Raw genomic sequence first — 26,479 nt, forward strand, 5'->3', positions numbered from 1 at the left:
CCGCAAAGTGCGGTCGGGATGGATGACCTTCAGTATGCTTCGTTTGCTGCGTACATCCGCGCCCGGACTCGCAGCAATCATGCGCGCAGCGTATGCCTACTTTCTCAGGCCTGAGTAAAATCCAGCGCCCAGGCATTGCTTACGCATTACTCTTCGGGCCGAGACGCAAGGTTCCGATGGGCAGTCGCTTCCCCGCAAATATTTGCGACCGGACTGCCGACGAACAAACCTGCAAGGGCATCGGGTCACCGGCCGAGGTGACAGTCGGCGTTGATCGGTTGTCCAGCAACACGAGGCTTCCACAGTAAGCCGGTATTTCTGTGACGAGCCTCAAGGTCGGCTTCGCCCGCGCCTCCAGCCGCGACACTGCACCAGGTTTTTCCTGGTACAGAGGTTGTGACGCCCAGCCCGCCGCCTGACGGGCGTGCATCTCCCGCCCCGCCAACAAAGGCTTCCCCATACCGCCACCACCCGATGATCTCGGTCGATCCAGGGGCGCTACTTATGTTCTGAAAGCATCGTCACTCGCTTGACACCCTTGCGCCGAGCGCGGTTACGCTGGATTCATCCCAGCCAGCAGTACCCCGTGCAGTGCCAACGTCGCCCCAAGCACGCCATCGGGTATCTGGGCGCCCCCCAGCGTGCCGCGACGTGAGGAGCAAGACCAGCGATGCCTTCGCTCGACGACCTAGCCAGGCCGGTTCCCCGGTGGCGCATAGCCACCTGTCCGGGGATCGGCGACTCTTCGATCCAGGCTGGTCACCGTCCCCGATCTCCGTAGTCGCTACGGCTCCGCAGATTCTCCTCATGCGATTCAGCACACGCCGCCGCGCGGCCCCGCACGCGCATGACCATGACCACCTCGATTGAAGGAGCTCACATTCGTGGGAGAACTTGTCGAGAGTCCCAGCGCTCATGTAGTTGATCTCTCAACGACGCAAGTCGAGTACGTCCGCCCGGCAACGGGCACCGAGCGGAAGCTCGCCGAGTTACTGGCGGAGATCATCGGCACCGAGAGCCTCTCCGTCCATAGCAACTTCTTCGACGACCTCGGCGCCGACTCACTCCTCATGGCCCAGTTCTGCGCACGAGTCAGGAAGCGGCCGGACCTGCCGACGGTGTCGATGAAGGACGTCTACCGGCATCCGACGATCGGCGGCCTGGCAACGGCACTCGGGGAACCGGTGACGGCTCCTGCAGATCTCGGTACCGAGACAGCTCTCGCGGAGATCCTGGCCGAGATCGTCGGCACCGAACACGTCTCCGTCGACAGCAACTTCTTCGACGACCTCGGCGCCGACTCACTCCTCATGGCCCGCTTCTGCGCACGAGTCAGGAAACGGCCCGATCTGCCGACCGTGTCGATCCAGGACGTCTACGCACACCCCACCCTCAGAAGCCTCGCGACAACGCTCACCAAACCCGTGCAGGCTCCCGGCGACCCCGGTACCGAGAAAGTCCTCGCGGACGTTCTGGCCGAGATCGTCGGCGTCGAGCACGTGCCCGCCGACAGCAACTTCTTCGACGACCTCGGCGCCGACTCACTCCTCATGGCCCGCTTCTGCGCACGAGTCAGGAAACGGCCCGATCTGCCGACCGTGTCGATCCAGGACGTCTACGCACACCCCACCCTCAGAAGCCTCGCAGCAACGCTCGCGGCACCCGAGCCCGCCGCCGCCGAGTTGCCGACTACGGCGTTACCCGAGGTGGCAGCACGGGCCAACCGGTTCGAGTACATCCTCTGCGGAATACTGCAGCTGCTGGTCTACGTCGGGTACGCCTTCCTCGTCGCCGTCGTTCTCGAGCAGGGGTACGACTGGGTCTCCGAAGCCTCCAGCCTCTCCCACGTCTACCTGCGGTCGCTCGTGTTCGGAGCAGCGATCTTCATCGGTCTCTCCCTCCTTCCGATTGTGGCGAAATGGCTGCTCGTCGGTCGGTGGAAGCCCCGGCAGATCCGCATCTGGAGCCTGAGCTACGTCCGCTTCTGGACCGTGAAGATGCTCGTCCGCGTGAGCCCGATGATCATGTTCGTCGGCTCGCCGCTCTATCTGTTGTATTTGAGAGCGCTCGGCGCGCACATCGGGCGGAGGGTGTTGATCCTTTCCCGGGACGTGCCCGTGTGCACCGATCTGCTGACCATCGGCGACGACACCGTGATCCGGAAGGACTCGTTCTTCAGCTGCTATCGCGGCCGCGCCGGCCTCATCGAGACCGGCCGTGTCACCCTTGGCAAGAACGTGTACGTCGGCGAGGCCACGGTGCTCGATATCGGTACGGCAATGGGCGACGACACCCAGCTCGGCAATTCCTCCTCGCTGCACACCGGGCAGTCCGTACCGGACGGCGAACGCTGGCACGGGTCTCCCGGACGGCGCACCGAGGTGAACTACCAGACGATCGAGCAGCGGGCCCGGGTCGGCGCGCTGCGAAAGTTCGTCTCCACGGTCCTTCAGCTGCTGAGTCTCCTGCTCGTGCGCCTACCGGTGACGATCGGCGGTGTCGCGCTCGTGCTCGTCGCCATCCCGCGGCTGGCGGTGTTCCTGGGCGCGAACGCGCTGGACCTGACGGACTGGGAGTTCTACCTCTACGCCCTGGCCGCGTCCTTCATCATCTTCTTCGGCCTCGTGCTCGCGGGGTTCCTCATCGTGACCACCGTTCCGCGCCTGCTCGGCCTCTTCATCAAGCCGGACAAGGTCTATCCCCTGCACGGCTTCCACCACTCGCTGCACCGGGCGATCACGCGGCTGACCAACCTGCGCTTCTTCACGTACCTGTTCGGTGACAGCTCCTACATCGTCAACTACCTGAATCGGCTCGGCGGAGACGTGTCCCGGAAGGAACAGACCGGATCCAACTTCGGCCTGGAAGTGAAGCACGAGACTCCGTACATGTTCTCCGTCGGCCCGGCAGCGATGGTGGCCGACGGGCTGTCGGTCATCAATGCCGACTTCACGAGCACGTCCTTCCGCGTCTCCCGGGCGACGATCGGTGCGCACACCTTCCTCGGCAACAACGTCTCCTATCCCGCGCAGAGCCGCCTGGGTGAGAACTGCCTCGTGGCCTCGAAGGCGATGGTGCCCATCGACGGACCCGTTCGGGAGAACGTCGGGCTGCTGGGCTCGCCCAGCTTCGAGATCCCACGGTCGGTCCACCGCGACACCAGGTTCGACAACCTGCGGAGGGGGCGCACGCTGCGCCGCCGCCTCGCCGCCAAGAACAAGCACAACCTGCGGACCATGGGGTTGTACCTGCTCGCGCGGTGGGGCTACTTCTTCGGCGTCGTCGTACTGTTCCTGGCCGCCGACGAGCTTTACCACACGTACGGCGCGTGGGTGGACCTGCCGGCCGACATCCTGCTCATGCTGAGCGTTCTGTACTTCGTTCTGGTCGAACGGGCCGTCACCGGGTTCCGCAAGCTGCAACCCCGGTACTGCTCGATCTACGACCCGCACTTCTGGTGGCACGAGCGTTTCTGGAAGGTGCCTGCGATGGGCTACTTCCTCCGAGCGTTCGACGGCACTCCCTTCAAGAGCATGATCTGGCGGCTGCTGGGTGTGCGGGTCGGCAAGCGGCTGTTCGACGACGGCTGTGGGCTGCCGGAGAGGTCGCTGGTGACGATCGGCGACGACGTCACCCTCAACGTGCATTCGAAGATCCAGTGCCACTCCCAGGAGGACGGCACGTTCAAGTCCGACCGCATCACGATCGGCTCGGGCTCCACCCTGGGCGTCGGTGCGTTCGTCATGTACGGCGCGACGCTGGGAGATGGCTCAGAGCTCGAGCCGGACTCGTACCTCATGAAGGGCGAGGACGTCTCGCCGCACTCGCGATGGGGCGGAAACCCGGCCATCGAGCTTCAGGAGGGTTTCGCCCAGGCTGCATGACGAGGTGACCAGCGGTGGCCGCACCGCACGACCCGTCAGGTGGGTGACCGCGCAACCGACAGTGCCCCGCCATCGGGACCAGGATTTCGAGCTCCTGGCCCCAGATGGCGGGGCACTCGCGGTTGACGGGCTACCGGACGCCGAGCCCGCATTCACTCCCACGCTGGAGGGCGGCGCTCATCGACATGACGAACGGACCGGAGTCGGTGTCGATCAGGGTCGCGCCCCAGAAGCCGACGGTGCGGGTCGCCAGGATCTCGTCGGCGAGCTCGATCACGATCGCTCCGACGTCGGTGCCGCCGAGCAGACCCGCCGCCTCTTCGAGGACGAAGTCCTCGACCGCGACGCGCCCGAGGCCCGAGACCGTCGTCCGCGCCGCGGCGATGCGAGCGTCCATCATGGAAGACGGATCCGCCGCCGGTCCGGCGAGGGCTCGCACCGTGCCGCCGTCGGCGCAGATCTCCCCCGTGACACCCGTGAGAAGTACGACGCCTCGCGCTTCGGCCCGATCGAACCGGCGAAGAACCCAACGCTGCCGGCGTTCGGCATCCGCCTCGTCGAAGGTGAAGGAGAACGTGACGTCCTCGACCCCGTCGTCGTCGAGATCGAGCTTGAACTCATACAGCCCTTGGGGACGGAAGCCGTGGTAACCGGACAACGGATCGACGTCCATGACGAGAACCGTGCCCACGGTGCCCCGAAACAGATAGACATCGCAAATGTCCAGGCGCGGGTCATGCCAGGCGAGTTCCCAGTCGAGCTGCTGCGACATGCGGCCTCCTCACACTGCCCGTGCCGCCACGCTAGATGTGGGTCACCCGGACCGGCGAGGATCAGTTTGCACATCGACGGCGCGAACAGGTAACGGAACCAATCGTCAAGTGCGCGCTTCCACTGGCGAGCCGAGATCAGCTGCGTGCATCGCCAGCCACAGGTCGTGCCGCGCGCTGGGGCCGTGCAGCAGTGACCGTCGCAGCACCTGTTCCAGCCTGCTGACTCGCTTGCGCGCACCGGACACCGAGATGCCGAGCTCCTCCGCGGCGACGCTCAGCCGCGAGTTGCTGCTCAGCCAAGCTCGAAGGGTCGACTCCAGCGGAGACGAGTCCGCGGCAGCACGAACCGGACGGAGCGTGGTCTGCGCCCACTGCTGGACGGCGGGGGCCCGCATCAGCTCGTCGAGTGGGACGACCGTGTCCGGGTCGGCCGGCCGGAGCGTGTCGGTGGAGCACGGCGTCGCCCTGATCCGCAGCGCGAGGTCCAGCAGGGCCTGATGATCCGCGCGGGCGAGGTCGAGCCTGAGTAGCTCCTCGATCCGCTGCAGCCGAGCCGACAACGTGTTCCGGTGAATCTTGAGGTGTCGCGTGGCCGCCATCGAGAACAACAGCCACGACTGGGCGGTGGCCGTCAGCTCCTGGGCGTCCGGGTCCGTCGAACGGGCAGGAACATAGGTGATCAGGGGGTGCAGCAGCGCGCTCGCCCATCGCAGGCCTTCCAGACCGACGATCGTGGGTAGATCCAGTTTCGCGTCGAACCGGGCCCACCGCTCCGCTCGCCCACGGGCGACGGAGAGCGCATGGATCGCCTGTTCGTAGCCGACAGCGGTGTCGCGCAGCGCCACCACGTCACCCGCTCCTGCGATGCAGCCGACGATGTCCTCCGCGACCGCAACCTCGATCGGCCGGGTGCCGGGCGGCCGACGGCTGTTGCGCACAGCAGCCAGGACGATCACGTGGCGTCGGTAGACGGGGCACCGCACGATGAACGCACTTCTCCCGGCCAGTTCGATGGAGCGGCGCACCACCTCGTCGCGCTCTTCGGCACCGCACTCGAAGACGTAGACCCGCAACGGGTCGGGGAGCGGTGGACGCAACGCCGATGCGATCTGCACGGCCGTCGAGATGTGTCGTGACATCACCAGATGCAGGACGGCCTCGCGGCAACGCGCATCGGCGTCGTCAACCTGAGTGCGGAGGCGCTGGGTCTCCCCCGCCCACCAGCACGTACCGAGCAGCACCGCGGCGTCGGCCGCCAAGGACCGTGGCACGGAATCCGCGCCGACGAACGCGAGGACCGGGCCCTGCACACCGGCCGGCACGTCAACGGCCAGGAGTATCGCGGCGTGCGTCTCACCGTCGGCGACGAAGGTTCTGAGACCACGCCCGAACATGTCGTCGAGGGCATCGGCGACGAGCGAGGCGGCCGCGGGTTCGAGGGCAGGCAGTGCGCCGACGAGCACCCCGCCCGACCGGTCCAGCAGCCCGGCCCAACACCCCGTGCGCTGCGCCAGCCAGCGCACCAGAGCCGCGCCACCGTCGGCGCGCCGACACAGGTGGTGCATCGCCTGCACGTCGGCCGCACGCTGTGGATCCCGCTCCGGGGAGGACGCGGTGGACCCTGGCTCCAACTCCGCACGGGGCGGTCTCTGCATTCCCACACCATTCTCAGCGGGGCGGTCCCGGGCGGATCGCCCGGGAAATCGGGGGGATCTTCCAGCGGGCGGCAGCGCCGCCGCGATCGTCGAAGGGCAGCGCGGCGGGTTTGTCGTGGGGAGCGCTCCCGGCTCGATCCGGAGCAACCGCCGCCCAGGTCGTTACCAAGATCAGCGAAGAACCGGCCGGGAATCGCCCGTCCTTGCGCTTGCCACCCATTCGATCTCCAATGTCACATTCTCCCGTGTACTCGGCGCGGGGGTGAGATCAATGATATCTGTGAACCAGAACGCCGAGGGGAGGTCCACTTCTTCCAGAGTGGTGACCAATTCGGCAGGCGGTGCGGCGGACGACGATGCTGTCCGCATGACTGAACGACGGACGACGACAAGCGGACACGACTACGAGCAGACCGTGGCGCGCCTGGACGCCGAGCTCGCCCGGCGCGGGCTGGGGCCCTTCGCACGCATCGACCACGCGGCCGGCGCCCGGTCGGTGGGTCTGGAGATGCCCCCCACGCTGGTGGTGCTGTTCGGCAGTCCGCGTGGGGGCACACCTCTGATGCTCGAGGCGCCCGACCTGGCCCTGGACCTGCCGCTGCGCCTGCTCGTGCGCGAGCGAGCCGGTCGCGTCGAGCTCGTCTACACCGATCCAGTCACGACGGCCGAGCAGCACGGACTGCCCGCAGCCGCGGCCGCGCCCCTGGCCGAGACCGTGGCGTCGGTCGTCGCGGCCGTCGTCGCTCCGTGACGGGCAGGCCACCGGTGCAACCCGTTGCACGATTGCCTCGTGCCTCCGGGGTGGGTTGACTCGAACCGAGGCCGGCGTCACACCGGCCGATTTGCCGGCGCCCGTTGCACAAGGAGGTCACGTGCGCGCTGCACGGTTCCACGGTCCAGGCGACATCCGCATCGACGACGTACCGGACCCACAGGTCCTGCCCGGGCAGGTGGAGGTGTCGGTCGACTGGTGCGGAATCTGCGGCAGCGACCTTCACGAGTTCCTCGAAGGTCCGATCTTCATCCCGAGGAAGGGCACACCGCATCCGATCACGGGCGCCGAGATGCCCATCGTCATGGGCCATGAGTTCGCCGGCGTGGTCTCGGCCGTCGGGCCGGGCGTCACGGGTATCTCCGAGGGTGACCGGGTCGCCGTCGAGCCCTACTGGGTGTGCGGCACGTGCGCGGCATGCAAGGCCGGGCGCTACAACATCTGTCGCAGCCTGGGCTTCGTCGGGCTGTCGGGTGACCAGGGTGGGTTCGCCGAGCGATGCGTCGTCGACGCCCGGTGGATCCATCCCCTCGGCCACCTGCCGACCGACGTCGGGGCGCTCGTCGAGCCGCTGGCCGTCGGCTACCACGCCGTGCGGCTCTCCGGCCTACGCGAGGGCGGCACCGCTGCAGTGTTCGGAGCCGGGCCGATCGGGCTCGTCACGGCAGCGGCCCTGTGCGCCGCCGGGGCCGGCACAGTCATCGTCGTCGAACCCGCGGCGGCCCGGAAGGCGAAGGCTCCCGGCGCAGGTGCTCACGTCGTCATCGACCCGACGACGGACGACGCTGCTGCGGCCATCCGGGACCTCACCGGGGGGACGGGCGTCGACGTCGCGTTCGAGTGCGCCGGGATCGACGCCGTACTCGCATCGGCGATCGGCTCGGTCCGGCCGGGGGGCACGGTCGTGAATGTCGCGATCTGGGGGCACGTGCCGCGGGTGGCCATGAACGCCTTGGTCATGAGCGAGGTGCGGCTCCTCGGCTCGCTGGCCTACTGCGGCGATCACTCCGACGTCATCGCCCTGCTCCGGGACGGGAAGGTCGATGCGGAGCAGTTCATCACCGGTCGGATCGGGTTGGACGACCTGGTTGCCGGCGGGTTCCGTCAGCTGATCGACAACAAGGAGGAGAACGTGAAGATCCTCGTCTCCCCCAAGGAGATGCTGTCGTAGCAGGGGTCGTCGGCGGCGGGTGATCAGTTCAGGCTGGGTGACCCGGAACTCGCCGCGACGAGGCCACGGGGCGTGGTGACACCGGCTGCGAGGGCCTCGGCGCGGCCGGTCCACGACGGAAGGTCGAGCAGGATCCTGCCCGCGCATTGGGGGGACGCGGGAGCGATCTCGAACGTGGTGGTCTTGAAGATCGTGCCGGCGCCGCTGTCCATGACCTCCGGGGAGGACTCCCGGCACCGGATCGTGAACGAGTCGCTCGCCGCACCGACCGGCAACGCCGCTCGCAGCCGCTCCAGGACGACATCGAGATACACATGGTCATCCGACCTGTGCCGGGGCATGTGCGCCTGGGCCGTCAGCAGCTGGGAGCCCTCAGCAGCGCGCGCACCATCGTTGTCAGCCCACCTCAAGGAGACGTAGCACATTCCGGCACCAGCCCGCTCCGAGGCATGTCCGCTGTCGACCCGATTTGCGTGGTTCACGAGGAGCGCTCTCAGCAGCGCATCCCGGAAGATGAGATTGAACACGTCAAAACGAATATCCATCGTGTCATTCCCGTCAGTTGTCACCGTTTGCGCGGTACGCCGCCGTCAGATTGAGCCATTGACCAGACGCCGGCCGGTGACGCACGTCGGTCGCCCAACTGTCCATCGGGCGACGGATGCGGTGCTGCTGCCTCGGCACGCGCCTCACCTCCTCACGATCGCGTCCCGCCGACGGTCACGAACCGCCGGTCAGAGACCTCGCTTCCGCTGTCCCGGGCCGACCCGAAGCGATCGGACCGGGGCTGCTTGGAAGTGTGGAACGTCGCACCTGTGAGCACGCTGAAGAGACACTCGATCTGGCGACCAGTGGCGGAACAAACCAGACAAACAACGTCTATCGGATTGATCCACGACGACCTCGGATATCCGACCGAACGGGTGAAACATAATTTCTCCACTCGGCGGCACGACGGCGATCGATCCGGACATCGTCCGCAATGCATCTGACATAAATTTCCAGCCAGTAAAACTGTCAACCGGATCGTTGTACCGGCTGGAGTACTCGGTATACCGTCGCTTTTCAGTGCGTCCGCCGATGCGGTCAGCCCCCACCGCCCGCCAGACGCCGCGGGCGCCCGGTCAGCAGTCCGGACGACCCGGGTTCCGCCCACAGTGCCGAGGAGTGGACATGAGCCAGGCTGTACCGGAGACCGTGGGGACGTCGAGTGGACGGCAACGATCTCAGCGCCTCACCGTCACCGCGATCGTGGTGCTCGCGCTCCTCGCCGCCTCCTACGCGATCAACGCCGCCGATCGGCAGGTGTTCCCGGTCCTGCTCAGCTCGATCACCCAGCACTACGGTTTCTCCCTGACCGAGGGCGGATTCCTCGCCACGATCTTCACTCTCGGCATCGGCCTGGGCGGCATCCCCGCCGGCCGGCTCGCGGATCGTCTGAGCCGCAAGAGCATGATGGTGTTCGGGATCGCGATCTATTCGGCCTTCACGATCCTCACCCCGCTGGCCTTCGGATTCGCCGACATGGCGGCGTACCGCACGCTGTCCGGGGTGGGCGAGTCCCTGCAGAACGCTGCGCTCTTCTCCGCGGTCGGCGCCTACTTCTACACCCGCAGGTCGCTCGCGCTCGGTGCGTTGAACGTCTCCTACGGGATCGGGGGCGCCCTCGGACCGCTGATCGGTGCACGGCTGTTCACCGCCAGCGGGAGTTGGAGCCTGCCGCTCTACGTCTTCGGCGTCGTCGGCTTCCTCTTCGTCCTCGGCATCCTGCTGGTGGTCGACAAGGGCTTCACCGAGGCCAAGGACACCGGGCGCGCGCCACCGGCCACCAGCGCCGAGAGGTCGCAGCTGCCTGCGACGCTGCGCAATCGCAACAGCGTCATCCTCTGCCTCACATGTGCCGCAGCAGGGCTCTCGCTGTACTCCTACCTCGGGCTGTACCCGACGTTCCTGCAGAGCGAGCTCGGTCTGAGCGTGAACGACGCCGGGCTCGCGGCGTCGATGTTCGGCATCGGCTCGCTCGTCGCGAGCATCCCGGCGGGCTATCTCGGCGACCGCTACGGGAACCGCATCATCATCCAGCTCTCCTTTCTGTGCGCGATCATCGTCGGAGCGCTGATGTTCATGGCCGCCAACACCGTGGCGGAACAGACGGCCCTGTCGTTCCTCGAGGGAGCGTTCGGAAGTGGGTTCGTCTACGTCAACCTCTACGCGGCGTTGCAACGCTCGGTTCGCCCGTCGTTGGTCGGGCGTGCGTCCGGCGCCTTCGTGACCTGCTTCTTCCTGCCCTCCGCGTTCGCCGGTTACCTGTTCGCGGAGCTCGTGAAGAGCACCGGGTGGGCGGGCGCCACGGTCGTTCAGCTCATGCTGTTCCCGCTGATCGGAGCGATCCTGATGGCTTTCGCCCGGCTTCCCGAGCCGGCGGCCCGGACGCACCTGGCGACCCGAACAGCGACCACGGGTTGACGGGCCACACCCCAGGAGGGCAGAACATGGAAACCACCGAATTCCGCGATCTCCACGCGCACTATCTGGCGCCCGCCACCATCGCCCGCATCCGGGCGGGCGACTTCGCGCCGGCAGTGTCGGTCTCCGACGAGGAGAGCGGGCCGCGGTTCACCTTCCCGACCGGCACCACGCGCACGATGCAGCCGGCAATGGCGGATCTCGACGACCGGCTCCGCCATCTCGACGAGTGCGGGATCGACGTCCAGGTGCTCTCGACGTGGATCGACATGTTCGGCTACGACCTGCCGGAGGAGCTGGCGGCCGATTTCCACAGGAGCATCAACGAGGGGATGGCAGAGGCCGTCTCGTCCCGGCCCGATCGTTTCGGCTTCTTCGCCAGCGTGCCACTCCCCTGGGGCGACGCCGCGGCGGACGTGCTCGAGGACGCCGTGACTCGGCTGGGCGCGGTGGGCAGCATGATCGGCACCAACATCAACGGCCGGTACCTGGACGACGAGCGGTTGACACCGTTCTGGCAGGCCAGTGAGCGATTGGACGCGCCCGTCGAGCTGCATCCGGTCAATGTCGCGGCAGTGGATCGACTGCGCACCCACGAGTTCGCGAACTTCCTCGGCAACCCGTTCGACACGACGATCGCGGCCAGCTCGCTCATCTTCGGGGGCGTACTCGATCGCCACCCCGCGCTCCGTTTCGTGCTGGTACACGGAGGCGGATATCTGCCCTATGCCGTCGGGCGGCTGTCGCACGGCCGGGCGGCACGCGGGGTCGCGCCGGACCTGCTCCGCCGACCCGAGGAATACCTCGACAGGTTCTTCTTCGACACCGTCGTCTACAGCCCCGCCGTGCTCAGCGCGCTCGCGTCGATCGTCGGGGTGGGCCGGCTCGTGCTCGGTACCGACTACCCCTTCGACATGGAGCCCCCTGCCGTCCGCTCGATGGTCGCCGAAACGCTCGGTGAGGACGCATTGGCGTCCATCGCCGGGACCGCACGCAGCCTCAGCTGCCGACTCGAATACGTAGAGCCACACCGATGAGTCCGAACATCCTGCTCCCCACCGGCGGATCGGCGCAGCCGGGCTTTGCCCGTGAGATCGCAAGGCGCCCCGCGTTTGCTCCGTTGGCCGTCCGCCGACACCAAAAGCGGTGCAAAGATATTCGCGGTGCACTGGGTATACTTCTCGCCATGAGCCCGAGATCGGCGGCCGGCCAAGGGGTCGAGAGTCAGGCAGATATTGCTTACCGAGCGATCTACGGCCTGGTCCTGCGCAGCCGCGCCAACAATGACGCCGTGTGGTTCGAGCGTCAGCTCGGCGACCAGCTGGGAATGGGCAGAACACCGGTTCGGGAAGCGCTCAAGCGGCTGCAGAACGAAGGCCTTCTGGGTCCGGTCTCCGCCCACGGCGGTCTCGCGGCCGCCACGATCTCGGCCGCCGAAGTGGGCAACGTCTACCGGGTGCGGGCCGTGCTGGAGGCACTCGCCGCCGAGCTGGCGGCCACTCGTTGCGCCGAGGGCGAGCTCACCCGTTCCCAGCTCACCGAACTCCGTCGACGCGCGGATGCGATCAAGGACCGCGCAGCCAAGCGGGATCTGGCGGGCGTCTCGGAAGTGAACCACCAGTTCCACGAGTACATCGGCGTTCTGTCCGCGAATCCGTTCCTCCAGGACTCATTGGACCGGCTGTGGAGCCGCATCGCCATCTCCGCCCTGAGCAACATCGTCGACGACGACGCGTGGGTGGCGGAGATTCATCTGCACCACGACGAGCTCGTGCGGCTGATCACCGAGGGCGACGCTGTCGGCGCAGCGGCGATCGCTCGGCGGCACATCGAGCGAGCCTGTGAGGTCTATGTGGCCCATCACGACGCCACGCCGAGCGCGATCGTCTGAACTCCGCCAGCCGCCGCTCCTGAAGAGAACCTAGCACTTCGCCCATTTCGGGCAGCGGTTCATAAATAGTAGATACACTTGGTATACCAACTCTGACAGCAAAGGATGCCACATGCCGGGAAAGATGATCGATCTCAGCGTCGAGGTCTCCACCGAAACAGTCGGACCCCCGTCGACCAACGTCAAAGTGGGAATCGAGCGTTTCCACCGAGGGCCGGGCTTCTGGCAGGTGAGCTCCATTCACGCGAGCGTCCACACGGGCACGCATATCGACACTCCCCTGCACTGCTACGAAGACGGGTCGACCACGAGCGACGCCTCTCTGCAGGACCTGTCCGGACCGGTCGCGCTCTTCGAGCTCGACAAGAAGCCGAGCGAGCCGGTCACCTGGGACGACCTCGAGACGGCCAACCCCGGTATCCGGGAGGGCGATGTCGCCGTGCTGGCCACCGGCTGGACCGACCGGATGTGGGGCACCTTCCCCCGGTACTACACCGAGTCGCCCTACCTCGCCGAGAGCGGCGCGCAATGGTTGCTGACGAAGAAGCCCACCGCGGTCGTCTTCGACTTCTTCGAGGAGGAGTGCGCCAGGAAGACGGACTTCACCTCGGAGGAGTTCGTCGTGCACCGGATCCTGCTCGGTGGCGGCGTGTACCTCGTCGAGCACGCCACCCAGCTCCACCTGCTCAGGAACACCGACGCCACCATCTACGCCGCGTTCTACAAGCTCGCCGACTGCGATGGGTCCCCGGCCCGGCTGTTCGCCATCCTGGAGGACTCGTGAGAATCGCGACCATCGGCTGGTCGGGCACCACCTCGGCCGCCGTGGTGTTCGAGAGCGGCCTGGCTCCCGTCCGGACGCTGCCGGGCCGCGAATCGGCAGTCGACGCGCTCAGTGTCATCGGCACGCCGCTCACCTCCGACGAGCTCGTCGCGCTCGAGCGAGGCGAATCGGTGCCGCGCGCTTCGGCGACGTTGCACGCCCCGATACCCCACCCGCCGAAGAACGTGCTGTGTGTCGGCAAGAACTACCGTGAACACGTCGCCGAGGGGGCGCGCGCCGAAGGTCGCACCGACTTCTCCGTGCCGGAGCAGCCGGTGTGGTTCACCAAGCCCGCCAGCGCTCTCGTCGGCGACGGCGGCAACATCATCCAGGATCCCGAGTTCACCAAGGCGCTCGACTACGAGGGCGAGCTCGCGATCGTCATCGGCCGCGGTGGCAAGTCGATCCCGGCGGACGCCGTCTTCGACCACATCTTCGGCTACACGATCGTCAACGACGTCACCGCACGCGATGTTCAGCAGGCTCATCTGCAGTGGTTCCGAGGCAAGTCGGCCGACAGCTACGCGCCGTGCGGGCCGTGGATCGTCACCGCCGACGAGATCAAGGAGCCGGAGGCGCTCGACCTCACCACCCGGGTCAACGGCGAGGTACGGCAGCACGACAACACGCGCAACCTGCTCTTCGGGATCCCCTTGCTGGTCAGCAACATCAGCCAGGCGCTCACGCTGCAGCCCGGAGACATCATCGCGACCGGCACGCCGTCCGGCGTCGCCTGGGGCATGGACACCCCTCGCTACCTGGCTGCGGGTGACGTCGTCGAGGTCGAGGTCGAGGGCATCGGAACGCTCACCAACACCGTGGTCCCGGTTCCCTGACGCAGGGCGGCTCCTTCCGTCCACCTCGATCCGTGGAGAGTGCGATGACGACCATCATCACCGGCGGTGCCGACCCCAACGAGATGCCGTTCAGCATCGCCGTCAGCACCGGCGCGAATCCGCGCACCGTGCAGATCTCCGGGGCGACGGCCTTTCCCCTCGTTCACAAGCATCCGCACGACGAGGACGAGCTCCGCGTACCGGCCGGGCTCTACGACCAGACCGTTCGCGCGTTGCACAACCTCCGTATCGCCCTCGATGCAGCGGACGCTGCCGTCACCGACATCGTGAAGGTCGTCATCTACAACACGCGAATGGACCAGCAGGACGAGGTCAACCGGGCCTACGTCGAGTTCTTCGGTGACCATCGGCCGGCCCGGACACATGTCGGAGTGAACGCGCTGGTGGGCACGGGCCTGCTCATCGAGATCGACGCAACGGCCGTGGTCGGCGACGGGCCACTCGAGACACGCGACCTCTTCTAGCCACCGCATCCCGCACGCGCCCACATTTCCCCGCGACGAGCTCGTCGTCGGTACGCCTCGTCGATCGCGCAGGGAATCGTAAGGAGGTGTTCGAGGTGAGCAACACCGTCGAATCCGACACGACGAGCGGCCGGGGCGGCGCAGCACGCAGCTACGCCGCCGGCGCGATATTCGTTCTCCTCCTGCTCGCGTACCTGGTGAACGCCATGGACCGGCAGGTCTTCCCGGTGCTCCTGGTGGCGGTGCGCAACGACTACGGATTCAGCACGACGGAGGCCGGGCTGCAGTCCACCATCTTCGCGCTGGGCATCGGTGTGCTGGGCCTGCCGTCCGGATACCTCATCGACCGCGTGAGCCGTAAGTGGACGGTCTTCGCCGGAACAGCGATCTTCTCCGCCGCCACCGGGCTGACCACGCTCTCGTTCGGGCTCTGGGACATGACCCTGTGGCGGGTGCTCTCGGGCGTCGGCGAGTCGATGCAGTTCACCGCTCTGATCGCGATCGCGGCCACGGCGTTCCCGGCACGACGTGGGATGGCGATCGGCACGATCAACATCTGTTTCGCCCTCGGCGCGCTGATCGGTCCGACACTCGGCGGAGCACTCCTGACCCGCACCGGCCAATGGCGCCTGCCGGAGATCGTCTTCGCGGTGCTGGGCGGCATCGTGGCCGTGGCCGTCGCCGTGTTCGCGCGGCCGTGGCTGACGGAACGACGGGCGCACGCCCAGAACAGCCATCGGGTCGTCGGGGGCGCCGACACGCTGCTCAACCGCAACACCGTCCTGCTGGTCGTCATGACCGTGATCGGTGGCCTGGTCGACTTCGGCTTCCTGGGCATGTACGGGACGTTCATGCAGACCGCCCTGCATTACACGGCCGCGCAAGCCGGGTTGGTGGCCGGGATTTCAGGTGCCGGCGCGCTGCTCTCCTTCTACGGCGGACATCTCGGCGACCGACTCTCCCCGCGGATCGTGCTGCCCGCATCCTTCGCGCTCACGGGCGTCGCCGGCGCAGCCGTGTTCCTCGGTCCCGGCAACATGGTGTGGCAGGTCGTATTCGCCTTGATGTTCGGCATCGCCTTCAGTGCAGGCGCGTTCGTCCTGCTCGCGGGATTCCTGGTCAAGTCGGTCGAGGGCCGCCGCGCGGGACTCACAGCGGGGATCTTCGTCACCAGCATCTACATCCCGGCCGCGTTCGCGGGCCTTCTCTTCAGCTCGCTCGCGCAGTCCTGGTCCTGGGGTGCCGCTGCCCTCATCCAGATCGTGCTCGGCTCCGCCGTCGCGACCGTGTTGGCGCTGCTCCTGCAACCATCGGGATTCAGCACGGTGCTGCCTGCGCGGACGTCGGTGGCTGCGGGCTCATGATGCCGGGACCACGCTGAAGCAGCTTCGACGGGCGCCGGCGGAAGGCGCGAGGCACGGAGTAATCGTCGGAGAACGTTGCCGACGACGTCTTGCCATCGCCGTGCCGAAAGGGAGATCGTTCTTCATGGTCCGGTTCGTCATCGTCGCTGCTGTCCCGGCCACCGCCGTGCAGCGGCGGCGGGGCCTGCTGCGCGAAAGGACACCCACGCCATGACCGCTGCGAACTCCTCGCCGTCCGACCTGCGCCACCCCCTGTTCAGCTGGATCTACGCGCGAATGAGCCGGCGGATGGAGGCCGAGGGCATGTCCGGCCTGCGTTCCGAGCTGCTCGCGGGCCTGTCCGGGCGCGTGGTGGAGCTGGGTGCCGGAAACGGCCTGAACTTCGCTCACTACCCGCGCACCGTCAGCGAGGTGGTCGCGGTCGAACCAGAGCCCTACCTGCGCACCCACGCCGAAGGCGCCGCCGCCACGGCGCCGGTGCCGGTGACCGTCACGCCCGGGCGTGCCGAGCAGGTACCGCTGGCGGACGACAGCGTGGACGCCGTGGTGCTATGCCTGGTGATGTGCTCGCTGCCCGACCGTGCCGCCGCAATGGCCGAGGTCCGCCGGGTGCTGCGCCCGAACGGGAGCTTGCGGTTCCTCGAGCACACCATCGCCCCCACGCCCGGTTTGCGGGCCGTGCAGAAGATCGTCGACGCCACCTTCTGGCCACGGATCGCGGGCGGTTGCCACACCGCCACCGACCCGGTCGGCACGATCTCCACGGCCGGGTTCGAGGTCACCGAGCTGCGCAGGCTCCGGTTCCCGGACATCCGGTTCACCCAACCCTCCACCCCCCACGTGCTGGGTACGGCCCAGCTGGCCACGGCATAGTCGGCCCTCGGCGCCGGACCTTGATCGGCGAACGGGACGACAGCCGTGTCGGGTTCGGCTGAGAGACCCGACAATGATCAAGTCCTGGCCGGAACCGATCGGCCCGCACGCCGGGCTGCTGCCCCAAGCCGCACCTTGATCACCAAACCGGGGTCGGTAGCAGGGTCGAGCACGGCTGACGGGCCCAAACCGATGATCAAGGCCCGGGGAACCCCGGCGGCCCGCCCCCCATGCCGGGCGGCACCTCTCCGCCGACACGGCTTGATCACCAAACGGGGGCGGACCGCCGTATCCTGCGCGGCCCGCGGGCCAAGACCGATGATCAAGACCCGGACCGCCCGATACCCAGCCTCACGCCGGGCGGCCCCTCCGCTGACACAGCTTGATCACCATTCGGGGACCCGCAGCAGGGCCGGGCACGGCCGCAGGGCCCAAACCAATGATCAAAGCCCAGACGGCCCCGGCGGCCCAGCCCCCGCGCCGGGCGGCTACCCCTCGGCTGATGCAGCTTGATCACCAAACTGGGACGAGCAACCGTGTCCTGTGCTGCTGAGCGCCCCAATCCGATGATCAAGGCCGGGCTGGCACCGATCGGGCCCTTACCGGGCGCCCGCCACTCGAACACCGCGCCTTGATCACCAAATGGGGACCGGCAGCAGGGCCGGCCACGGCCGCAGGGCCCAAACCGATGATCAAGGCCCGGGCCGCCCCGGCAGCCCAGGTCTCAGCCGGTGGCCACCCCTCGGCTGCCCGATCTCGATCGCCGAACGCGGGCGAACAGCCGTGCCGAGTGCAGCTGGTGGCCCGATGATCAAGCCGGAACCCCGACCGACCCCCGCGCCAGGCGGCCGCCCCTCGGACGCCGCGGGCTTGATCACCAAACGGGGACGAGCAGCTGTGCCGAGCACGGCTCAACGGCCGGGCCCGGATCATCAAGTCCAGGCCGACGCCGATCGGCCCGCACGCCGGGAGGCTGCCCCGATGCCGCACCTTGATCACCAAACGGGGGTCGGCAGCAGAGCCGGGCACGGCTGACAGGCCCGAATTGATGATCAAGGCCCGGACAGCCCCGGCGACCCAGCCCCCGCGCCGAGCGGCCCCCTCCGCTGACACGACTTGATCACCAAACGGGGGCCGGCAGCCGTGTCAGGGACGGCTGCCGGTACCGAACCGATGATCAAGACCGGATGCGACCCTGCGGCCAGGCCTCCTCGGCGGGTGGCGGCGCTCAGCTGCCCACTCTTGAAGCTGTGGTCTGCGGCAGCTCCTGCCGCCACGTGACTGCCACCGCGGGCTGCTGACCTTTCCCCAGAGTCGGCGCTGCGGCGGCGTCGAGGAGCGGGCTGGTCCTGACCCGGTACGGCATCCGCAGCCTGGAAGCCCGAGACGCCGGCCGTCGCTGGGGACGGACGACCGTGGCAGCACCGGCGATCCACCGGGCGCCAGCAGCCCCTCGCATACCCGCCCTGAGCAGTACCGGGGCGGCCCCCACCGCTCGACCGCCGACGCCGAACCGAACCCTCGGTGCAATCAGGCGGCGAGCCCTGCGAAACCCCAGCTCACGCCGCAGATCGCACTCCCCTGAGCCCGCTGACCAGGAGTTACCGGGCCTCACGGCCGGGTCCGGAGCGGGGGTCTACCCCACGTGGACTTGGGGGGGCTCCCTCCCAGGACGGGGGGCGCCCCGATGGTTCCGGGGCATTGCGGACGGCAGTCTTCGAACGAGCAAGAAAGCCAGCCGGGACCAGGATCCCGAACCGAGAAAAGACCATCACCGCACCGGCCCCCGCCAGTGCTTCTGCGTCGCGGAGGACGTTATGCCGATCATTTCTGCACCTCACGAGTTCAACGAGGACGAGCTCTACATCGACCTCCATTCGATGTTCGGGCAGTCGTTGTTCCTGAAGTGCGAGGGCTTCAACTTCGCCGGCTCGATCAAACTCAAGGCTGCGACCGAGATGGTCGAGGCCGCCGAGCGGAAAGGCCTGCTCAGGCCAGGTTCCGTGCTGATCGAGTCGTCGTCGGGGAACCTAGGCGTGGCGCTCAGCATGATCGCGGCGAGCAAGGGCTACGGATTCCTGTGTGTCACCGACTCGCGCTGCAACCTGACCACCAGGCGCCTGATGGAGGCGCTGGGCAGCCGGGTGCACATCGTTACCGAGCCGTCGCCCTCAGGCGGCTTGCTGGGCGCGCGAATCGATTACGTCCGCGCGATGTGCGCGTCCGACGATCGTTACGTGTGGCTCAACCAGTACACCAACCCGGGCAACGCGCAGTCCCATTACCGTAGGACGGGGCCGGCCATCGCTCGCCAGTTCCCGAACCTCGACGTGCTGTTCATCGGGGCCGGCACCACCGGCACCCTCATGGGCTGCTCGCGCTTCTTCAAGGAGCACCACCCGTCGGTCCGGATCGTGGCCGTGGACAGCGTCGGCTCGGTGACCTTCGGTACCCCCGCCGCGCGCCGCATGATCCCCGGGCTGGGCACGAGCGTTCGTCCCCCGCTGCTCGACGACTCGTACGTGGACGAGGTCGTGCACGTCGAGGAGGCCGACACGATCCGGACGTGCCACAAGCTGGCCCGCCGCGGGTTCCTGTTCGGCGGCTCCACCGGCACGGCCGTCAGCGGCGCGGTGCGCTGGCTGGAGCAGCACGGCTCGCCCGACCTGACCTCGGTGACCCTCGCCCCCGACCTGGGCGAGCGCTACCTCGACACCGTCTACCAGACCAACTGGGTGCACGACCTCTACGGCGAGGACGTGCTCTCCGACAAGCTGGCCACTGTTCCGCCAGCAGCCTGACCAGCACTTTTTCGGCACATTCAAGCCGTTTCTGCGCAGTGAGGGATTGACTCCCGACTGCGCAGTTTCTGCTCTCTCGGGGCCCAGCAGTTTCGGGAACAGCAGAAGAGACCCAGGCCACGACGCTCGGGGCGTCGCACGAGTTCTCCGGCCGGACGCACACTGGGGAGACACCCGGCCACCAGCGGCTCCCGCGGGCCGCGCTCCGGCGATCCGGCCCATCGACGGCGTCTGTCCGGTCGAGCCACAGACGGTCAAATCCCCTGTTGCGGGAGCTAACACAAGGCCGTGACCAGCCTCTCGTTCACATATTGAGAGCACCCACCGTAATGTACGGTCATTAGCTGTTGCGGGATCCTGAGGGGGCGACATGAGTCGAGCGGTGGGGATCGTCGGAGACGCAGAATCCGGCGTTCGGGGTGATTTCCGGACAGACATCGCAGTCATCGGCGGAGGTGCGAGCGGGACGTTGACCGCAGTGCACCTGCTGCGAGCCGACGCGAATCTGCGGGTGGTGGTGTTCGAGTCCGAGGCGAGCAGGCGCCATCTCGGGGCGGCGTACAGCACCACGGATCCGCGACATCTGCTCAATGTGCGGGCTCAGGTGATGAGCGCGTTCCCCGAGGAGCCGAGTCATTTCGTGGAGTGGGCCCGACAGGCGGGCTATGCGGTGGAGCCGACCGATTTCGTGCCGCGGATGGTGTTCGGCCAGTACCTGCGGAGCCTGGTCTCACAGTTCGACGACGGTCGGCTGCGGGTGGTCACGGAGCGCGTGGAGGATGTCGTCGCCGACGGGGGCGGCTTCACGCTCACCGCCGGGGACACCACCACGCGCGCCTCCTCGGTCGTGTTCGCCTACGGCAACCCGGCACCCCGGCAGCTGGCCACCGCGGCCGGGCCGCTCCCGGACGCCGCGTGGCACGTGCGCAACCCGTGGGACCTCGACGCGCTCACCGCGTTGCCCGACGACGCCACGGTCGTGCTCGTCGGCAGCGGGCTGACCGCGGTCGATGCCGCGATCACGCTCCTGGACGACACCCCTCGGCGCCGGGTGGTGATGGTCAGCCGCCACGGTGAACTGCCGCGCACGCACCTCTCGCAGGCCCTGACCGACTGGGTCTCCCCCATCCCGCCGTTGGGACCGCTGACGGCGGACGGGCTCGCCGAGCTGGTCGGCAACCAGATCGAGGTCGCCGCACGCCAGGGCGTGAACTGGCGCGCGGTCATCGACGGCCTGCGGAGCTGCACCCAGTGGATGTGGACTCGCCTCGACCTCGACGAGCGCCGCCGGTTCCTCGCCGCCCACTCCCGCGACTGGGACGTGCGCCGGCACCGGATGGCTCCTGCGCCTGCGGCCCGGATCCGCTCCTACCGTGCCGCCGGCCGGCTCTCTGTGCACGGCGGCGGCCTCCAGTCGGTGGAGGATCTCGGCTCCCGTTGCCGGGTCGGACTGGACGGTGTCGCGCTCGACGCCGACGCCGTCGTCAACTGCACCGGCCCGCTGAACGACGTCACACGGACCGTCGACCCGCTCCTGCGCCGGCTGGTCGACCGCGGCACCGTCGCCCCCGACCCACTCGGCTTGGGTCTGGCCTGCACACCCGGCGGCCGGCTCCTCGACGACACCGGCGCCGTCGTCGCCGGGATGTACGCCGTCGGCCCGCCCAGGAAGGGCGCGTTGTGGGAGTCGCTCGCCGTCCCGGAGATCCGGGATCAGGCCGCCCAGCTCGCCCAGCACCTCGTCTCGGCGCAGGCCGCCTGACGACCACGTACCGCGCCGGCCCGGGTCGATCATCGGACTCGGGCCGGCGCTCGTATGTATTGGCAACATGATTGTGAACAATCTCGCTGCCTGTTATGGTCACGATCGGTTCACCGAGCCGGTAAACGCGTCGAAGTCGTAGCTCCCCCAGTTGATTGCCCAGGCCACGGGCACCCGTCTGGCTGCAGCTGCCGAGTTCGTCGGGGTTGGTCCACTACGGCGTTGTATGGGACAGCTCGAGCGGGGTGATGTGGTCCGTGAGATCGCAAACGAGGCGCGTTCGTGCACTGCACGGTCTGGCAGTGCTTCTGGCTCTCTCCTTGATAGGCACCGCGTGTGGCGAGACAGGCGAACGGCCCGACACCGTCACCGCCGGACTGGACGCGTCCCAGCCGTTCGGGGGTGACCCCGCCACCGAGGGCACCCCGACCAGCGGGGGAACCCTCATCGTCGGGATGTACACCGAGGCCCGGTCCTTCGACCCGACCGTCGGGTCCAACCTCATCGCGTCGGCGGTCTACGACTCGCTGCTCAAGATGGACAGCAAGGGCGACCCGCAGCCGTACCTGGCCAAGTCGATGACCACGCCGGACAACGGCAAGACCTGGTTGCTCGGGCTGCGCGAGGGAGTGACCTTCCAGGACGGCACGCCGCTCGACGCCGACGCGGTGATCTTCAACGTCGCCCGCCAGCGCGACAAGGCCACGGCGCTCGGACACCTCTACACCGAACCCATCGACTCGATGACGGCCGTCGATCCGCTGACCGTCGAGTTCGTGCTCAAGCGACCCACCGGCTCGTTCCCCGTGTCGTTCGCGCTGCCGTTCTCCTCGGGCAACCTCGGCACGATCGCCTCGCCGACGGCCGTGCAGAAGTGGGGCGAGGACTACGGGCGCCACCCCGTGGGCGCCGGGCCGTTCAGCTTCGTCGAGTGGATCCCGAACAACAAGATCGTCGTCACGAAGTTCGACAACTACTGGGACAAGGGCAAGCCCTACCTCGACGGCATCGAGTTCCGGCCGCTCCCCGACACCGAGACGCGCTACGCGTCGGTCGCCAACGGCGACATCGACCTCAACATCGGTGGCTTCTTCACCGAGGCCCAGCGCTCGTCGCTGGACCCGAACCTCGAGACGTACTACGGCCCGGGCGGCGACGGCGAGTTCCTGTACTTCAACTTCTCCAAGAAGCCTTTCGACGACCCGCGCATGCGTGAGGCCGTGATCCGGGCGATCGACCCGAGGGCACTCAACGCCACCCAGTACCGCGACGCCGGCGACCTGGCGACCACCGCCTTCGCCGAGGGCGACCAGTACTTCAGCCGGAAGGCAGCCGACTCCTACCCGACCTACGACCCGGAGAAGGCGAAGCAGCTGATCGCCGACTACCGCGCCTCCGGCGGCAACCCGGACTTCACGTTCCAGGACGCCACCTCGCCCAACAACGTCCAGTTCGCGACATTCCTGCAGGCACAGTGGGCAGCGGTCGGGCTGAACGTGAAGCTGCAGCTCGACGACATCGCCACCGTGATCACCACGGTGGTGCAGGGCGGCAACTTCCAGATGCTGCACTGGATCAGCGGGCCGTACGAGAACCCCTACCCGTTCATGTACAACCAGTTCCACACGGGCGGGATCAACAACTACGGCAAGTACTCGAACCCCGAGGTCGACGCCGCGCTCGACGAGGCCACGAGCACCACCGACCCGGCGGAGCGGGTAGCGGCCTACCAGAAGGCGCAGGAGCTCCTCAACGACGACCTGGCCGTGGCCTGGATGGCCAGAGCGGCGAAGGCCGCGATCGCCAGGCCGAACGTGAAGGGCGTGTCCCGGTACCTGTCCAGCGAGCTGTTCTGGGGAGGCACCTGGAAGTCCTCCTAGTGTCGCGGAAACGGGGTTCCTTGCCCGGATCCGGTGTCCAGGCGGCGGGTAAGACGACCTCGTTTCCTTGGCACTAGGTGCCCGGAACGACATTCCAGGAGAGAAGTGTGGACAAGGTTTTCGATTCACCGGCCGCTGCCGTCGCCGACATCCCCGACGGGTCCAGCGTCGCCATCGCGGGGTTCGGGGTCACGCATCGCTTCCCGTCGAGCCTGATCACGGCGTTGCGGGACCAGGGTGCCCGGCGGCTGACCGTCTACTGCAACGGGCTCGGGGTGCCCGGGCAGCCGACCGCGCAGCTGCTGGCCGAGAACGGGCAGCTGGCCAAGCTGGTGGCCTCGTTCTCGTCGCGTCCCGGCCCCGTCACCATCTCCGAGGAGCAGATCCTCGCCGGCGAGCTCGAGTTCGAGATCGTCCCCCAGGGCACCCTCGTGGAGCGGATGCGAGCGGGAGGCGCGGGCATCGCGGCCTTCTTCACCCCCGCCGGAGCCGGCACCCTCGTCGGCGAGGGGAAGGAGGTGCGCGACTTCGACGGGCGTCCGCACCTGCTCGAACACGGCATCCGCACCGACTACGCCCTGTTGCGCGCCTGGCGCGCCGACCGCATGGGCAACGTGCAGTTCCGCGGGGCGAGCCGCAACTTCAACGACAGCTTCGCCAAGGCCGCCCGGGTGGCGATCATCGAGGTCGACGAGATCGTGGAGGTCGGCGAGATCGCCCCGCAGGACATCGACCTGCCCGGGGTGTTCGTCACGAGGGTGGTCGTCGGAACCATCCACATCGACGTCGGCAACCTCCCGCGCCGCGCGGCCCGCTCGGCCCAGAGCGGCCGGTTGTACGCGGACAAGCCGGGCCTGACCCGCGAGGAGATCGGCCACCGCGTCGCGATGCTCGTGGAACCCGGGAGCATCATCAACCTGGGCGCGGGGCTGCCCAACCTGGTGGCCAACTTCCTTGGCGGCCGCAACGTCGTCCTGCACGGCGAGAACGGTGTGCTGAAGTACGGCGGGTTCGTCACGAACGGCGAGCGGGATCCCGACCATCACGACGCAGGCGGCAACTTCATCACGCTGGAGCCGGGAGCGTCGTTCTTCGACAGCGTCACCTCCTTCGAGATCGCCCGGTCCGGAAGGCTGGACGCGGTGGTGCTCGGCGCGTACCAGGTCAGCGGGCAGGGCGACCTCGCGAACTGGGCGGTGCCGGGCCGTCCGGGCGGGGGGATCGGCGGGGCGATGGACCTCGCGGTCGGCGCCAGGAGAGTGATCGCCACCCTCGAACATCTCGACAGCAAGGGCCGCCCGAAGCTCGTCGAGGAGTGCTCGTACCCCGTCACCGCACCGGGCTGCGTCGACGTCGTCGCCACCGATCTCGCGCTGTTCACCCGCATGCCGAGCGGGCGCTTCCGGCTCGATGAGGTCGCCAGGGGCTTCACGGTCGACGAGGTGCTCGGACTCACCGACATGCGGGTGGATGTCGCCGACTCCGTCGGTGTCATGCAGGACGCCTGGTGAGCGCATCCACGCAGGAGGTCCGATTCCTCGACACCACGTTTCGTGACGGGTCGCAGAGCCTGTGGGCGATGGGGATCCGCCACGGGATGATGGAGGCCCTCGCAGGCGATCTCGACAACGCCGGGTTCGACGTGATCGAGGTGCCCGCCAACGCGATCTTCTTCAAGAAGATGGTGCGCGACCTCAAGGAGGACCCCTGGGAGACCATGCGCATGCTCGCGCGCAGGATCTCCCGGACACCCAAGTCGTGCATGGGCGGTGCGGGCGGCAGCCTCAACGGCTTCGGCACGCCCACTCCCCCGGTGCTCGGCGAGTTCTTCTCTCGCAGGCTCGCCGAGATCGGGGTGCTCAACCGCGGCCAGTTCATGGCCAACACCGCCGACCAGCTCTCACGGCAGTTCCCCAGGATGATGCCGCTGGCACGCGAGCTGGGACTCCAGGTCGCGATCGCCGTCTGCTACACGATCTCGCCGCGGCACACCGACGAGCACTTCGCCGACACCGCCCGCCGCGCCGCGGCGTACCGCCCCGACGTCATCTACCTCAAGGACGCCGGTGGCCTGCTCACCGTCGACCGGATTCGGACGCTGCTCCCGGTGGTGCTCAGGGAGGCGGGCGGCATCCCCGTCGAGCTGCACTCGCACTGCACCACCGGACTCGCGCCGCTGGTGTACCTGGAGGCGCTCAAGCTCGGCGTGCGCACGCTGCACTGCGGCATCCCACCGCTGGCCAACGGCTCGGCGCAGCCGTCGGTGCTCGACGTCGCCCGCAACGCACGGCTCATGGGCTTCACCCCGACGGTCGACGAGGAGCTGCTCGCCTCGATCTCGGGACGGCTGCTGGAGTTCGCGAAGCAGGACGCGCTGCCCGTCGGCGTGCCCCTGACCCACGACCTCAACCACTACCGCCACCAGATCCCGGGCGGCGTGATCTCCAACCTGCGGTTCCAGCTCGCCGAGATCCGGATGGACCACCGGCTCGACGAGGTGCTCGAGGAATGTGTCCAGGTCCGCGAGGACCTCGGTTTCCCCATCATGATCACGCCGTTCTCGCAGTACGTCGCCACGCAGGCGGCGATCAACGTCGCCTCCGGTGAGCGCTACGGCGTCGTCATCGACGAGCTGGTGCGGTTCGCCGCGGGCCGCTACGGCGAGGACTCCGGCTACACCTGGATGGACCAGAACCTCAAGGACCGCTTCCTCGCCATGCCCAGGGCCCAGGAGCTGGCGATCCTCGACGAACGGCCCATCGAGGACGTGTCCCTCCATGACGTGCGGCAGAGCATCGGCGCGCCCGGTCTGTCCGACGACGAACTGCTGCTGCGCGTGATCATGCAGGGCACCTCCGAGATCGACGCCATGCGCGCCGCGGGGGCGCCGCGGCGCTACTCCTCCACCGGGATGCCGCTGATCACGCTGGTCGAGCGGCTCACACAGAGCAGTGGGATCAGATACGTGCGCGTCCAGCGCGGCAGCGACACGATCACCGTCCAGAACCGGGCCGGCGCTGCCGCCACCACGCAGGGGAGCTGA

At 67.9% G+C, this 26,479-nt stretch carries 19 protein-coding genes; 16 read left to right on the forward strand and 3 right to left on the reverse strand.

The window, feature by feature from the left end; translation table 11 throughout:
• Nucleotides 1-884 precede the first annotated feature (884 nt).
• A complete protein-coding gene (locus tag ACQPZQ_RS28165; RefSeq protein ID WP_433285616.1) occupies nucleotides 885-3,884 on the forward strand; it encodes a Pls/PosA family non-ribosomal peptide synthetase in 3,000 nt (999 codons plus the stop codon).
• Nucleotides 3,885-4,014: 130 nt separating this feature from the next.
• Here ACQPZQ_RS28165 and ACQPZQ_RS28170 read toward each other — a convergent pair whose 3' ends face one another.
• Nucleotides 4,015-4,656, reverse strand: coding sequence for a DUF4331 family protein (locus ACQPZQ_RS28170; protein ID WP_433285618.1), 642 nt, complete (start codon nucleotides 4,654-4,656; stop codon nucleotides 4,015-4,017).
• A 105-nt stretch (nucleotides 4,657-4,761) separates the two neighbouring features.
• Complete coding sequence (locus ACQPZQ_RS28175; protein WP_433285620.1) at nucleotides 4,762-6,312, reverse strand: helix-turn-helix domain-containing protein; 1,551 nt, start codon at nucleotides 6,310-6,312, stop codon at nucleotides 4,762-4,764.
• Nucleotides 6,313-6,679: 367 nt separating this feature from the next.
• Between ACQPZQ_RS28175 and ACQPZQ_RS28180 the strand changes: the two genes are divergently transcribed.
• Both ACQPZQ_RS28180 and ACQPZQ_RS28185 read left to right on the forward strand, forming a co-directional pair.
• Nucleotides 6,680-7,063, forward strand: a complete 384-nt coding sequence (locus ACQPZQ_RS28180; protein ID WP_433285622.1) for a DUF302 domain-containing protein — start codon at nucleotides 6,680-6,682, stop codon at nucleotides 7,061-7,063.
• Between the two features lie 121 nt (nucleotides 7,064-7,184).
• Nucleotides 7,185-8,255, forward strand: a complete 1,071-nt coding sequence (locus ACQPZQ_RS28185) for a 2,3-butanediol dehydrogenase (RefSeq protein ID WP_433285624.1) — start codon at nucleotides 7,185-7,187, stop codon at nucleotides 8,253-8,255.
• Nucleotides 8,256-8,278: 23 nt separating this feature from the next.
• Here ACQPZQ_RS28185 and ACQPZQ_RS28190 read toward each other — a convergent pair whose 3' ends face one another.
• The gene (locus ACQPZQ_RS28190) at nucleotides 8,279-8,569 is read right to left on the reverse strand and encodes a hypothetical protein (protein WP_433285625.1); all 291 of its coding nucleotides are present in this window, start codon (nucleotides 8,567-8,569) and stop codon (nucleotides 8,279-8,281) included.
• Nucleotides 8,570-9,428: 859 nt separating this feature from the next.
• Between ACQPZQ_RS28190 and ACQPZQ_RS28195 the strand changes: the two genes are divergently transcribed.
• From ACQPZQ_RS28195 to ACQPZQ_RS28255, 13 genes are all read left to right on the forward strand, one after another.
• Nucleotides 9,429-10,721: an MFS transporter gene (locus ACQPZQ_RS28195; RefSeq protein ID WP_433285627.1), complete on the forward strand. Its 1,293-nt coding sequence runs from the start codon at nucleotides 9,429-9,431 to the stop codon at nucleotides 10,719-10,721.
• 26 nt (nucleotides 10,722-10,747) lie between these two features.
• On the forward strand, nucleotides 10,748-11,758 hold the full coding sequence (locus ACQPZQ_RS28200) for an amidohydrolase family protein (RefSeq protein WP_433285629.1): 1,011 nt from the start codon (nucleotides 10,748-10,750) through the stop codon (nucleotides 11,756-11,758).
• A gap of 149 nt (nucleotides 11,759-11,907) precedes the next feature.
• Nucleotides 11,908-12,612, forward strand: a complete 705-nt coding sequence (locus ACQPZQ_RS28205) for a GntR family transcriptional regulator (RefSeq protein ID WP_433285631.1) — start codon at nucleotides 11,908-11,910, stop codon at nucleotides 12,610-12,612.
• 112 nt (nucleotides 12,613-12,724) lie between these two features.
• Nucleotides 12,725-13,396 carry a cyclase family protein gene (locus ACQPZQ_RS28210; RefSeq protein WP_433285633.1) on the forward strand — a complete coding sequence of 224 codons (672 nt, stop codon included), beginning with the start codon at nucleotides 12,725-12,727 and terminating at the stop codon, nucleotides 13,394-13,396.
• Entirely contained in the window at nucleotides 13,393-14,271 is an 879-nt protein-coding gene (locus ACQPZQ_RS28215; protein WP_433285635.1) for a fumarylacetoacetate hydrolase family protein, read from the forward strand. Before ACQPZQ_RS28210 ends, ACQPZQ_RS28215 begins: the two co-directional genes overlap by 4 nt.
• Nucleotides 14,272-14,315: 44 nt before the next feature.
• Nucleotides 14,316-14,756 (forward strand): RidA family protein, encoded by a 441-nt coding sequence (locus ACQPZQ_RS28220; RefSeq protein WP_433285637.1) that lies wholly within the window; start codon nucleotides 14,316-14,318, stop codon nucleotides 14,754-14,756.
• Between the two features lie 95 nt (nucleotides 14,757-14,851).
• Nucleotides 14,852-16,120 carry an MFS transporter gene (locus tag ACQPZQ_RS28225; protein WP_433285639.1) on the forward strand — a complete coding sequence of 423 codons (1,269 nt, stop codon included), beginning with the start codon at nucleotides 14,852-14,854 and terminating at the stop codon, nucleotides 16,118-16,120.
• A 210-nt stretch (nucleotides 16,121-16,330) separates the two neighbouring features.
• Entirely contained in the window at nucleotides 16,331-16,993 is a 663-nt protein-coding gene (locus ACQPZQ_RS28230) for a class I SAM-dependent methyltransferase (RefSeq protein WP_433285641.1), read from the forward strand.
• 1,817 nt (nucleotides 16,994-18,810) lie between these two features.
• Complete coding sequence (gene sbnA / locus ACQPZQ_RS28235; RefSeq protein ID WP_433285643.1) at nucleotides 18,811-19,794, forward strand: 2,3-diaminopropionate biosynthesis protein SbnA; 984 nt, start codon at nucleotides 18,811-18,813, stop codon at nucleotides 19,792-19,794.
• Between the two features lie 370 nt (nucleotides 19,795-20,164).
• Nucleotides 20,165-21,556 carry an FAD/NAD(P)-binding protein gene (locus tag ACQPZQ_RS28240; RefSeq protein ID WP_433285645.1) on the forward strand — a complete coding sequence of 464 codons (1,392 nt, stop codon included), beginning with the start codon at nucleotides 20,165-20,167 and terminating at the stop codon, nucleotides 21,554-21,556.
• 302 nt (nucleotides 21,557-21,858) lie between these two features.
• On the forward strand, nucleotides 21,859-23,436 hold the full coding sequence (locus tag ACQPZQ_RS28245) for an ABC transporter substrate-binding protein (protein ID WP_433285647.1): 1,578 nt from the start codon (nucleotides 21,859-21,861) through the stop codon (nucleotides 23,434-23,436).
• Nucleotides 23,437-23,543: 107 nt separating this feature from the next.
• On the forward strand, nucleotides 23,544-24,947 hold the full coding sequence (locus ACQPZQ_RS28250) for a 3-oxoacid CoA-transferase (RefSeq protein WP_433285649.1): 1,404 nt from the start codon (nucleotides 23,544-23,546) through the stop codon (nucleotides 24,945-24,947).
• Nucleotides 24,944-26,479, forward strand: coding sequence for a hypothetical protein (locus ACQPZQ_RS28255; RefSeq protein WP_433285651.1), 1,536 nt, complete (start codon nucleotides 24,944-24,946; stop codon nucleotides 26,477-26,479). Before ACQPZQ_RS28250 ends, ACQPZQ_RS28255 begins: the two co-directional genes overlap by 4 nt.

The sequence above is a fragment of the Pseudonocardia sp. CA-142604 genome, from assembly GCF_050948475.1.
Lineage (GTDB): Bacteria > Actinomycetota > Actinomycetes > Mycobacteriales > Pseudonocardiaceae > Pseudonocardia > Pseudonocardia alaniniphila.